11 protein-coding genes and 3 pseudogenes are annotated in these 12,664 nt (G+C 39.0%); 12 read left to right on the top strand and 2 right to left on the bottom strand.

Features of this window, described 5'->3' with window-relative positions:
- The first annotated feature begins 28 nt into the window (after positions 1–28).
- From ppk1 to OWR28_RS01050, 9 genes and pseudogenes are all read left to right on the top strand, one after another.
- A pseudogene (gene ppk1, locus OWR28_RS01090) lies at positions 29–1,708 on the top strand (polyphosphate kinase 1).
- Positions 1,705–2,587: pseudogene (locus OWR28_RS01085) on the top strand (Ppx/GppA phosphatase family protein). The pseudogenes ppk1 and OWR28_RS01085 overlap by 4 nt, the downstream one beginning before the upstream one ends.
- A 302-nt stretch (positions 2,588–2,889) precedes the next feature.
- Positions 2,890–3,030, top strand: a complete 141-nt coding sequence (locus OWR28_RS01080; RefSeq protein ID WP_332385115.1) for a hypothetical protein — start codon at positions 2,890–2,892, stop codon at positions 3,028–3,030.
- 101 nt (positions 3,031–3,131) lie between these two features.
- Entirely contained in the window at positions 3,132–3,542 is a 411-nt protein-coding gene (locus OWR28_RS01075) for a hypothetical protein (RefSeq protein ID WP_332385114.1), read from the top strand.
- Between the two features lie 282 nt (positions 3,543–3,824).
- The gene (locus tag OWR28_RS01070; protein ID WP_332385113.1) at positions 3,825–5,423 is read left to right on the top strand and encodes an Ig-like domain-containing protein; all 1,599 of its coding nucleotides are present in this window, start codon (positions 3,825–3,827) and stop codon (positions 5,421–5,423) included.
- A gap of 1 nt (position 5,424) precedes the next feature.
- The gene (locus OWR28_RS01065; protein ID WP_494168415.1) at positions 5,425–5,850 is read left to right on the top strand and encodes a choice-of-anchor I domain-containing protein; all 426 of its coding nucleotides are present in this window, start codon (positions 5,425–5,427) and stop codon (positions 5,848–5,850) included.
- A complete protein-coding gene (locus OWR28_RS01060) occupies positions 5,847–6,779 on the top strand; it encodes a choice-of-anchor I domain-containing protein (RefSeq protein ID WP_332385111.1) in 933 nt (310 codons plus the stop codon). Before OWR28_RS01065 ends, OWR28_RS01060 begins: the two co-directional genes overlap by 4 nt.
- Before the next feature lie 2 nt (positions 6,780–6,781).
- Positions 6,782–6,862 (top strand): hypothetical protein, encoded by an 81-nt coding sequence (locus tag OWR28_RS01055; RefSeq protein ID WP_332385225.1) that lies wholly within the window; start codon positions 6,782–6,784, stop codon positions 6,860–6,862.
- Between the two features lie 170 nt (positions 6,863–7,032).
- Positions 7,033–7,425, top strand: a complete 393-nt coding sequence (locus OWR28_RS01050) for a DUF3060 domain-containing protein (protein WP_332385110.1) — start codon at positions 7,033–7,035, stop codon at positions 7,423–7,425.
- Between the two features lie 163 nt (positions 7,426–7,588).
- Here OWR28_RS01050 and OWR28_RS01045 read toward each other — a convergent pair whose 3' ends face one another.
- Positions 7,589–7,837 (bottom strand): NifU family protein, encoded by a 249-nt coding sequence (locus OWR28_RS01045; RefSeq protein WP_002977212.1) that lies wholly within the window; start codon positions 7,835–7,837, stop codon positions 7,589–7,591.
- Positions 7,838–7,884: 47 nt separating this feature from the next.
- A pseudogene (locus OWR28_RS01040) lies at positions 7,885–8,988 on the bottom strand (Mrp/NBP35 family ATP-binding protein).
- 150 nt (positions 8,989–9,138) lie between these two features.
- On the opposite strand from OWR28_RS01040, the gene OWR28_RS01035 reads away from it, so the two are divergent.
- From OWR28_RS01035 to OWR28_RS01025, 3 genes are all read left to right on the top strand, one after another.
- The gene (locus OWR28_RS01035) at positions 9,139–9,594 is read left to right on the top strand and encodes a hypothetical protein (protein ID WP_332385109.1); all 456 of its coding nucleotides are present in this window, start codon (positions 9,139–9,141) and stop codon (positions 9,592–9,594) included.
- A 195-nt stretch (positions 9,595–9,789) separates the two neighbouring features.
- Positions 9,790–10,470 carry a hypothetical protein gene (locus tag OWR28_RS01030; RefSeq protein ID WP_332385108.1) on the top strand — a complete coding sequence of 227 codons (681 nt, stop codon included), beginning with the start codon at positions 9,790–9,792 and terminating at the stop codon, positions 10,468–10,470.
- Between the two features lie 2 nt (positions 10,471–10,472).
- Complete coding sequence (locus OWR28_RS01025; RefSeq protein WP_332385224.1) at positions 10,473–12,590, top strand: GH92 family glycosyl hydrolase; 2,118 nt, start codon at positions 10,473–10,475, stop codon at positions 12,588–12,590.
- Positions 12,591–12,664: the final 74 nt, after the last annotated feature.

The raw sequence follows: 12,664 nt of genomic DNA, 5'->3' as shown, positions 1-12,664 counted from the left end.
AGAATTTGTCAGACAATATTTTGATGAAGTGGTAGAGTCCAATGTGATCCCGATTCTTCTTCATGAAAATACTCCTATGCCTTATTTACGGGACAAAAGTCTCTATCTGGGTGTAGCGATGAGAAAAAGACTGGCAGTACTCCAGCAATTATGCAATCATTGAAATTCCTTCCCGCTTTGTGGGGCGTTTCGTATTGTTGCCAACAGAAGATCCGGAAGAAAAAATGTAATGCTGCTGGAAGATGTGATTACTTTTAATCTTCCCCATATATTTTCTTATTTCGGGTATGATGAATTTGCCGCCAATGCTTTTAAAGTAACAAAAGATGCTGAGCTGGATCTGGATAATGACATCAGGACCAACTTTGCAGAAAAAATAGAAAAAGGACTCAAAAACCGAAGAAAAGGAAAGCCTACGCGTTTCGTGTTTGATAAGGATATGGATAAGGCTTTGCTGGAACTCCTGATCAGAAAACTGAATTTAACCAAGAAAGACAGTATCATCCCAGGAGGAAAAATCCACAACTTCAAGCACTTCATGGACTTCCCTGATGTTTTTGAGGCGTATGAAAGACCTGTGGAAAGAACTTCTTTTACCCACCAGGCGTTTGAACATGGAGAAAGAGTAACAGATGTTATCTTAAAAGAAGATGTTCTGCTTACATTCCCCTATCATAAATACAATCCGGTGATTGACCTTCTCCGTGAAGCGGCGATGGATCCGGACGTAAAATCAATACAGATTACAGCGTACCGACTGGCAAGCAGCTCAAAAATCATTAATGCATTGATCTATGCTGCGAGAAATGGTAAGGAGGTAACCGTAATGCTGGAACTTCAGGCAAGATTTGACGAAGAGTCCAATCTTGAATGGAAAGATATGCTGGAACCGGAAGGAATTACTGTTCTGATAGGACTCCCAAACAAAAAAGTGCATGCCAAGCTTTGTGTTATCAAGAAAAGAGCCCATAACAAAACCATTCAGTATGGCTTTGTAAGCACAGGGAATTTCAACGAAAAAACGGCAAGAATATATGGAGACCATCTGCTGATGACAGCCGACCGTGGCATCATGGCAGATATCAATAAAGTTTTCAATGTACTGAAAAAACCAAAAGATGATTACCTTCCGGTTTTGAAAACGTGTAAAAATTTATTAGTTTGCCCCCAGTTTATGCGTGAAAAGATTGTTCACCATATCGATAAAGAAATTGAGGAAGCCAAAGCAGGACGAAAAGCAGAAATCATCGTAAAAGTAAACTCAATGAGTGACCGCTCCCTGATTGAGAAAATATATGAAGCTGCAAAAGCCGGAGTGGTGACCAGAATGATCGTAAGAGGGATCTACTGTGCCGTCAATCAAAAGGAATTCAAAGAGAAGATAAAAGCCATCAGTATTGTAGATGAATATCTGGAGCACGCCAGAGTTATGTATTTTTATAATAAAGGAGCCGAGGATATGTACATTTCTTCCGCAGACTGGATGACAAGGAACCTTGATTACAGAATTGAAGCTGCTGCTAAAATAACAGACAAAAATCTTAAGAAAGAATTAAAAGATATTCTTGATATTCAGCTTAGGGACAATGTAAAAGCCAGAATTTTAGACAAAAAGCTGAGTAATGAGTATGTAAGAAATGATAAAAAAGAGTGCCGTTCACAGATAGAAACCTATAAATATTTAAAAGCTAAAACAAGCAAAAAATGAAGATAGCAGCGATAGACATAGGGAGTAATGCAGCCCGCCTTCTTATCAATGAAGTAAAGATCAATAACAGGAAACCTGAATTCATTAAACTGAACCTTCTCAGAATTCCCCTGAGACTGGGAATGGATGTTTTTACCATTGGCAAGATTGGTCCGGAAAGAGAAAAAATGGTCATTGATTCTATGAAAATCTTCAGTGACCTGATGAAAATCTACAAAGTAGATCATTACAGAGCCTGTGCTACCAGTGCAATGCGTGATGCTTCCAACGGCAATGAAATCATCAGCCAGGTAAAAGAAACATCCGGAATCAACATCGAAATCATTTCCGGTGACGAAGAAGCAACCCTTATATACGAAAATCATGTTGCGGAAGGTCTTGATAAAGAATTTGCCTATTTATACATCGATGTTGGCGGAGGTTCTACCGAACTTACATTTTACGAAAACGGTAAAATGGTTTATGAAAAATCTTTTAATATCGGGACCATCCGTCTCCTTAACAACCTTGTGACAATGGATAACTGGAAAGAGATGAAGGACGAGATCAAGAAAAATATCGTCAGCAAAAAACCTATTGTTGCTATCGGGTCAGGGGAAACATCAATAAAGTATTCTCCATGAGCAAAACGAAAGACGGAAAGCCAATGTCTCTGTCTCACCTGAAAAAACGTATAAAGAGTTTAATGAACTCTCTGTAGAAGAAAGAATGACAAAATATAACCTGAGAGAAGACCGTGCCGATGTTTTGGTACATGCTCTGGGTATTTTCAACAATGTCATGTCCTGGTCCGACATCAGCAGAATTTTTGTTCCAAAGATCTCGGTAGCAGACGGATTGATTCATAATATTTACAGTCAGCTGCAGCATAAAAAATAACAATTTACGACATATTGAAAGCCAGCCATTTTTGAGCTGGCTTTTATTTTCGGATACATTTTGTTTCTGATTCTCTTGTCATTGCGAACAGGCTGAAGGCCTGCGAACATAGTTCATAAGCGACGAAACAGTCCCTTTCCCCATATTAAGTTTTGGCTAAAGCCAATGAGAAGATTTCCCATTTTTAAAGGCGGGTTAAACCCCACCCTGTTGAATTTAGCAGCAACCTCTTTTATCTTTTATCTAAATTTTTAAAGTAAAACCTCATCCCCATCCGTCATACCAATATCAATAGCAAAACAATGAACCCGATCAAAATAATTCTCACAGGTGCTACAGGAATGGTAGGTGAAGGTGTTTTAATGGAATGCCTTGACAACCCTGGTGTTTCTGAAGTACTAAGCATAAGCCGGAAGCCATCAGGAAAAAGCATCCCAAACTGAAAGAATACCTTATTTCTGACTTCCTGACAATAGATCTTCATGATGAAAAATTAAAAGGGTATGACGCCTGTTTTTTCTGTGCGGGTATCAGCAGTATAGGGATGAATGAAGAAGACTACACCAAAATCACTTACGATACCACCCTGCATTTTGCAAAAGCGGTGCTGAACCAAAATCCTGAAATGGTTTTCAGCTATGTTTCAGGAGCAGGTACAGACAGCACAGAGAGCGGAAAGCTGATGTGGGCGCGTGTAAAAGGCAGAACAGAGAATGCTTTGAAAAAAATGAACTTTAAAGGCGCTTATAATTTCCGTCCAGGATTTATGAAACCCGTTGAAGGTCAATCCAATGTAAAATGGTTTTTTAAACCTTTTATTTGGATTTTTCCTGTATTTTTTCAATCAAAATCCTTAACTTTACAGGAAGTAGGTAGAGCAATGATCAATGTAACACAAAAAGGTTACCCTACATCTACTTTAGAAATTAGAGATATTAAAAATTTAGCGATATGAGAGACATGTTAAAAGAATTGTTCTGGTTATTTTTGTACTCTTGCTTGTAACTGCCGTTTCAGGATATTTTTATATGCAGAAACATCCTCTGGAAGGAAATAAATCAGGAAAGATTTTAAATTTCTCAGGCAAGTCAGGAAACTAGCTGAATTATAAAAATAATCTTTGAATATAATTTATCTTTTATCGGAACAGACCTATTTTTTAAACATTTCTTAAAATTCCATTAAAATAGTTGCGAAACATAAAGTTCATTTTTGCATTTATCTAACAAAAGCAAAAATGATCAACAACTACTTACTCAAAGGGTCTGTGATTGCCGCATTCTTTTTTCAGAGCGGCCTTTTCGGACAGACATTGATTCACTACTGGAATTTTAATAATAATACTTCTGCCGCAGCTATTACCACACCATCTTCCACGTTGGTGAACGGTTCCCTTGCTGCCATAGCGGGAGGTGCAAGTGTCATTGATTTTACTGGTGGTACCGGCCAGAATTTTAGTTTGCAGAATTTAAATGCAAGAAACGGGGATGCATCCGGAACCCATTTAAGATTCAATAATCCGATTGGTGGAGCTTTACAGTTTAATTTACCTACAACAGGATACAATAATATTATTGTTAAATTTACCACCAGAAGATCTGCACAGGGAGCAGGAACACAGACATGGTCTTATTCAACGGACGGAACTACGTTTGTACCATTCCAGACTGTAAATCCTCAGGATAATGATCCACAACTGATCACCCTGGATTTTTCTGCCATTCAGGGAGCTAACAACAATCCTGATTTTAAATTAAAGGTTGAATTCTCCGCAACAGGAGGCGGAACCGGAGGAAATAACCGTTTTGATAACTTTACGGTAGATGCTACTCCTGCCGGAGGTGTTGATACCATTCCGCCAACGGTTACTTATCTTCCGGCCAACAATACTAATAATGCGTCAACTACTGTAAATCCAACATTATCCTTTAACGAAAATATAAGGTTAACAGATAATTCCGCGATCAACGATTCCAATGCACAAAACCTCATAGATTTCCGTCTTGGAAATGCTTCGGGTGCCCAGATCCCTTTTACTACAACTTTCAGCAACAATACAATTACAGTAATTCCTGCTTCCGGAATGGTGCCGGGCCAGACGTATTACCTGGCGCTGAAACCGAATACAGTGGAAGACTTCAGTGATAATGGAATTACAACCGTTACTTCCAGCACATTTACTACTGCAGGAACAACAATTTCTCTGGAAAAGAATTTTATTAAAGTCAATGAAAATGCAGGAAGTCTTGCATTTAAAATCAATATTAACAATCCTTCGGCATCCACTGTAAATCTGGTTGTAAAACCGGCACCTTTCAGTACAGCTGACGCTAATGATTTCAGCCTGGTAAATCAAACTATTAACATTACTCCAGCTACAACGAGCTACACTGTTAATATCCCGATTATTAATGATACAATGCAGGAACAGGAAGCCGAGTATTTTGTGGTAAGCCTTGAAAATCCTGCTGGAGCAACAATTTCAGGAGACAACTCTGCAACCGTTTATATTATCGATAATGATAAACCGGCACCGGCTCCTTCGCATCAGATCCAACTCAATTATCTTGGAAGTTTTGATCCTTCGGGAAACAATAACAGCTCTACGGAAATTGTGGTGCATGATGTCTCCACACAACGTTTATTTACAATCAGTTCCATTACGGATGTTTTTGACATTATCGATTTCAGTAATCCGGAAATGCTGTCTGTTGTAAAAACAGTCAACATGGCCCCGTATGGCGGAATTACAAGTATTGCCGTAAAAAACGGAATTATCGCAGCCGCTTTCTCCGAATACAGACCCTCAGCAAAACGGTTCTGTAGTATTCTTTGATATTAACGGAAACTTCCTGAAACAGGTAACCGTGGGAGCTTTACCAGACATGATCACATTCTCCCCCGACGGAACAAAAGTCGTTACTGCCAACGAAGGTGAGCCTAATGACGCATACACGGTAGATCCTGAAGGAACAATCAGTATTATTGATATTTCAGGAGGTATTGCAAATCTTACTCAAACCAATGTGACAACGCTTAATTTCAACAGTTTTGAGTCTCAACTGGCAGCATTAACCGCAACCGGTTTAAGAAAAGTAAGAACCAACAATACGCTTTCCCAGGATCTGGAGCCGGAATATGTTACCATCAGTGCAGACAGCCAGAAAGCGTGGGTAACACTGCAGGAAAATAATGCTGTTGCAGAAATAAATCTGGCAACTAAAACCATCACAGGAATCTGGGGATTGGGTAAAAAGATATGAGCCTGCCAGGGAATGGTTTTGATGCTTCTGACAATAACGGTGAAGTAGTTATTGCCAACTGGCCGGTAAAAGCCTATTATGTTCCTGATGCCGTACAGAATTATAAGGTAGGAAATACCAATTATATTGTAACAGCCAATGAAGGAGATGAAAAAGATCTTTCCGGCTTCAGTGAAAGAACTACTGTGGGTGCAAACAGTTATGTTTTAGATCCTGTATTGTTTCCGAATTCAGCAATTTTAAAAGCTTCACATAACCTGGGAAGATTCAGGGTTTCATCTGCTACGGGAAATACGGATGGAGATACAGAGTTTGAAGAAATAGCAGCTTTAGGAGCACGCTCATTCTCTATTTTCAATGCAGACACCAAACAGATGGTATATGACAGCGGAGATCAGTTTGAAAGATATATTGCCGCCAATCATCCTTTAATTTTCAATGCGGATAATGAGTCGAATACAGTTAAAAACAGAAGCCGTGCAAAAGGTCCTGAACCGGAGGGTGTCGCACTGGGAAGGATTAACGGGCAGACTTACGCTTTCATCACGCTGGAAAGAACCGGCGGTGTTATGGTATATAATATCACAGATCCTAACAACCCTACTTTCACCGATTATAAACACTCCCGCTCTACATCCGCTTACGGAGGTGATAATGGCCCTGAGGGAATCATTTACATTGCCCCTGAAAATACAACAACCAATAAAGGCTATGTGATTGTTGCCAACGAAATCAGCGGAACGCTGTCCACGTTTGAAGTAGCTGCGCCGGCAACACTTGGCACCGGTGAAATAAAAGCTGAGCTGCCGACATTCAATGTATTCCCAAACCCTGTCACTAAAGGAAACACTCTTTATTTCAACAGAAAACAGGATTACGAATTGTATGATATGTCCGGAAAACTTATTGGAAAGGAAAAAATGCTTTAACAATAAGTACTTCCAATCTGTCCACAGGTGTTTATCTTGTAAAAACTTCTGAAGGACAAACCAAAAGAGTCATTGTAAAGTAATATCAATCATAATATATCATTCTATCTAAGGCTCCGGATTTCCGGAGCTTTTTTGTTATTGTAATCTGCAATATACTGTATGAAGACTCTTATTGAAGATGATTTAACTTTCGAAATGCCTGAAGGAAGCTTTTTATATCTATATTTAACCCAACAAAACCAAATTCACAATGAAAAATATTAAAACTGCAGGGATTCTTGCTTTCCTGTTATTAGGAACAGGTACAGCTTTCTCACAATCCAGAAAAACAGAATCTGCAAAAGGAGTAGAAAAAACAGACCATGATAAGATTGTACAGGTAGAAGGTGTAGGCCACAAGCTGAGCTATACACTTAACGGAGGAAATGCCGAAGTACAGGGAGGCGGCAATACCGTAACAATTAAAGGAAGTGCAAAAAAGATTGCTGTTTCAGGGACAGGTAACCAAGTATATATTGATAAGGTGGATAAAGTAACCCTAGAAGGTGCCGATAACACAGTATACTACAAAACATCAGGGACAAAATCAGGAAGACCGGATATTTCCAGTACAGGAGTAGGAAATAAGGTTGTCAAACAATAAGAGTATTCAAGTGAAAGATAATATCAAAGTTTTCCTGAACTGATTTTATCATCAGAAACCTGGCAGGTCTGGCTAAGCTTAGCGGGTCAAACTTATTGTATTAATCCAAATAAAAAGACAGGCCTTAAAAAGCCTGTCTTTTTAAAATATCTCAGATATAATTTTACTCTACGTTGATTACCTTTTCTATTTCCGGGGCATGTTGTTTAATTGTATTCTCCACACCCAGCTTTAAGGTTGAAAAATTCAATGAACACCCGGAACAGTTACCTAAAAGCTTCACAAACACCTGATTATCTTTCACATCAATAAGCTCAATATCACCTCCGTCTTTATTCAAAAACGGCCTGATGCTTTCCAGAGCTTCCATTACTCTTGTTACTGTATCTTCGTGCGTTATGTTTGTTTCCATATTTTTCAGTTCAATTCGGTTTTTTTCAAATTTTATTGAAATTATTATTATTTTGCTTTTGGCGAGCAGCCCGCCATTGTGGAAATCTTCACCGCTTCAGTAGGCGGAAGGTTTTTATTTCTTTCCACTAAGCTTTCAACCATCTTTCTGGCAGTTTCTGTATAGATCTCTTCAATTTTAGATCCCTCCTGAAGTGCTGCCGGTCTTCCAACATCTCCTGCTTCTCTGATGCTCTGGATCAACGGAATTTCTCCCAAAACAGGAATTCCAAGATCTTCGGCCAAATATTGTGCTCCCTGGTTTCCAAAGATATAATATTTATTGTCAGGAAGTTCTTCCGGTGTAAAATACGCCATATTTTCTATCAAACCAAGCACCGGAATGTTAATACTTTCCATCTGGAACATAGCAATACCTTTTCTTACATCTGCCAGTGCAACATGCTGGGGCGTACTTACAATCACCGCTCCTGTTACCGGTACTTCCTGAATAATGGATAAGTGAATATCCCCTGTTCCCGGAGGAAGATCAATTAATAGGAAATCCAGTTCTCCCCATGCGGCATCTCTGATCATCTGGTTTAATGCTTTTGAAGCCATTGGCCCTCTCCACACTACTGCCTGATTAGCTCCTGAAAAATATCCTATTGAAAGCATTTTTACCCCATAATTCTCGATAGGTTTCATCAGGTTCTTACCATTAACTTCTACAGAAATGGGTTTCTCGCCTTCTGTATCAAACATGGTAGGCACCGAAGGACCATAGATATCGGCATCCAGTAATCCTACTTTAAAGCCCATTTTAGCTAACGTTACTGCCATATTTGCAGAAACTGTAGATTTTCCTACCCCTCCTTTACCGGAAGCAATAGCGATAATATTTTGAATCCCGAATTTGTTTTCCTTTGATCTGACTTTGCTGAATTTCACTAGGCTCCGGAGAAACGATTTTAAGTTTTAAATGAACGTTTTCTCCAAACTCACTGGCAAAGGCCTGTTTCATGGCAGCTTCCAGCTTTTTCTTTCGTGCATTGCAGGTGAATGAGCAGTCATGTCAATATAAACATCATCACCCATAATCTGAAGATTATTCACCAAATCGTCTACTTCTATTTCTTTAAGGAATTCCTGAACCTTTTCTTTCGTCAACATATAAATATAAATTGTTTACAAATTTACGCATTTTTTCGGTAATTTAGAATCAATAAAATCTATAATATCAGGTGATAAATCAGATCGTTAAAAATTTTTTATTTGTGTTTTATGTCCTGATGCCACCCCACCCCTCAGTAAATAATTGATATGAAAATACCGTCTTATCCTTCCAAATATGCACAGCCAAAAGGGATTTTCACCGTTGGAAAAACAAAATTCAAATGGTATGACCTGGCTAATGATCCTGCAGAAGTTTCCCAACAGGACATTGATAATGCCCAAAAATGTATTGACGATGCTGAAGAAAATTTTAAAAACATTGATGATCTGGGATTTGTTATTTTACACCGTTGCGGAGAAAATTATCTCCTGCTTGTTTGTACCTGGCGAAGCGAAAACGAACTTTGGGAAAGCGTATATTATGACGGTTCCGGAAAATTTGAAGTATGGAACAGAAACAAAACCCATCTGCCAACATACTGTGTATGGGAAATGGGAATTGTTTATCATGAATCCCAGTCCTGGAAAAAATATCTGGGTTCCGGACGGGAAGAAAAGGATAAAGATGCATATCTGAATGATTTCTTTGAAGGAGAAGTGTAATATTTTGCTTTGTCATTTGATGAAGCAGGAATTTTCTTCTTATGATGAGATTCTTCATCCCAGTCCATTTCATTCAGAATGACATGAGTCTTAAGAAACAACTTAAGCATTAGAATGCTTTATGACCTAAATTCAAATGATTTATTGGCTCTGTATTTACTGTTTTCAATATCTTCGCTTTTATAAAATCAAAACATGAAAAAAACGCTTATTGCATTTTCTATAGGTATTACCCAGATTATTTCTGCACAGAATTATTCTCAACATGTCAATCCGTTTATTGGAACCGGAGGCCATGGCCATACTTTTCCCGGGGCTATTGTTCCGTTCGGAATGGTACAGTTGTCTCCTGATACAAGGATTGACGGCAGCTGGGACGGATGCAGCGGATATCATTATTCGGATTCTGTAATCTACGGTTTTTCTCATACCCACCTGAACGGCACGGGAGTTTCGGATTACGGAGACATTATGCTGATGCCTACGATGGGAAATCCCAGTCTTAACAACAAGGATTATTCGTCAAGGTTTTCGCATAAAAATGAAAAAGCAAAGGCAGGATTCTACGCTGTCAAATTAGATAAGAATAATATTGATGTCCGTCTTACCGCTACCAAAAGAGTCGGCTATCATGAATACACCTTCAACAACGCAGGAAACGCCAATATTATCCTGGACCTCAACCACAGGGATAAACTGTTGGAAGGTGAGGTAAAAATCATTGATGATAAAACCATCGAAGTTTTCAGAAGAAGTGAGGCATGGGCAACCAACCAATATATCTATGCCAGAATTGAGTTTTCAAAACCGATGAAAATTTCAAAAAGGAAGTCAGCGGAAAACAGGAAAACAATCTTTTTACCGGAACAAAGCTAGCCCTGGCATTTTCAGCCAATGTTAAAAAAGGAGAAAAAATCAACGTAAAGGTCTCTGTTTCTCCCACCGGTTACGAAGGAGCAGAAAAGAATATGCTGGCAGAAGGACAGACGAAAGATTTTGACGCGGTAAGAAAACAGGCTCAATCTGACTGGGACAAAGAGCTTTCAAAGATTGAAGTGAAGTCTGATGATAAAAACAAATTAGCCGTTTTTTACACTGCTCTTTATCATGTTTTCACACAGCCCAATATCAATATGGATGTTGATGGAAAGTACAGAGGCAGGGATAACAAACTTTATACGGCAAACGGTTTTGATTATTATACGGTATTTTCCCTTTGGGATACCTTCAGAGGCGCTCATCCGCTAATGACTTTAATCGACAGAAAAAGAACTGCTGATTTTATCAATACTTTCATTAAACAATACGAACAGGGAGGAAAACTTCCGGTATGGGAACTGGCTTCCAATGAAACGGAATGTATGATTGGCTACCACTCTGTTTCTGTCATTGCAGATGCTATGGCTAAAGGAATTCAGGGGTTTGATTACGAGAAGGCATTTCAGGCAGCAAAAGCTTCTGCTATGCAGGATATTTTTGGATTGAATGCTTATAAACAAAATAATTATATCAGCATAGATGATGAACATGAAAGCGTTTCCAAAACCGTAGAATATGCTTATGATGACTGGTGTATTGCCCAGATGGCAAAAATTTTAGGCAAAAAAGAAGAGTATCAGTATTTCATGAAGCGTTCTCAGAACTGGAAAAATCTTTACAATCCCAGGACGGGTTTTATGCAGCCAAGAAAAAACGGAAACTGGTATGAGCCATTTGATCCGAGAGAAGTCAACAATAATTATACGGAAGGAAACTCATGGCACTATTCCTATTCTGTACAGCAGGACATTCCGGGGCTTATTGCAGCTCACGGCGGGAAAGAAAAGTTTGAGCAGTTCATAGATGCCATCTTTACCGCTCCTGATAAAACCACAGGCAGAGAGCAGGTTGACATTACAGGGTTAATGGGACAATATGCCCAGGGAAATGAACCGAGCCACCACATTGCTTATCTGTACAATTTCGTAGACAAGCCAGAAAAAACAGATGCCAAAATAAAATACATCCTTGATAACTTTTACAAAAACACACCCGACGGACTTATCGGGAATGAAGACTGCGGCCAGATGAGTGCCTGGTATATTTTAAGTTCTATGGGAATTTATTCAGTAACTCCAGGGTTACCGGAATGGGAAACTACAACGCCTTATTTTGACGAAATTAAAATTCATCTTGAAGACGGCACTACAAGAACAATTACAAAAACGACAGGCCGGGCTGAACTTAAAAAACTAGGGTTTGAAAATGTAAAACCTGTTAAAGATTTTAAATATACTGAACAGACAGCTTCACCGGTAATTGCGGCTGACAGAATCTTCGACTTTTCTACCAAAGTTGAGATCACTCCATTGGACCCAGGCGACAAGGTATATTATATGACAATGGATGAAAATGACAGTACTAAAAGAAAGGCTTTCAGTACTTACAAAGGTCCGTTTACCATCACCAAAACAACTCAGGTAATGGCATATGCTGAAAGAAACGGTGAAAAAAGCTCTGTGACAACCGCTCATTTCAACAGAAGACCCAATTATTGGGATATTAATATTCTGTCAAAAGTAACTCCTCAATACAGTGCAACCGGAAATCTTGCTCTTATTGACGGAATCAGAGGGGATATCAACTGGAGAAAAGGTGAATGGCACGGATATCAGGGACAGAATTTTGAGGCTATCATTGACTTTAAATCACCCCAGCAGATCACCACCCTGTCCTCTACCTATCTTCAGGATAGCAGAGCATGGATTCTGATGCCTAAAAAAGTAGAATATTATGCTTCTATGAACGGAAAAGATTTTGTTCTTCTGAAAACCATTGATAATGATATTGATCCTAAAGATGAGAAAGTTCAGATCAAAGATTTCTCAACTAAAATTCTCCCTACTGAAGCCCGGTATATCAAAGTAAAAGCCCATTACTTCGGAAAACTTCCGGAATGGCATCAGGGAGCGGGAGGTGATGCTTATATCTTTATTGATGAGATTTCTATAAAGTAAGGAAGATGGGAGAAGGGAGATGGAAGTTTCTATTTGACGAATTACTTCCTGAAGTCCGTTTGTTAGAGAATTTG

The sequence above is a fragment of the Chryseobacterium sp. 1B4 genome (assembly GCF_036631475.1).
Classification (GTDB): Bacteria; Bacteroidota; Bacteroidia; order Flavobacteriales; family Weeksellaceae; genus Chryseobacterium.
The sequence above is the reverse complement of the archived record's forward strand: the minus strand, read 5'-3'. Positions and strand labels throughout refer to the sequence as shown.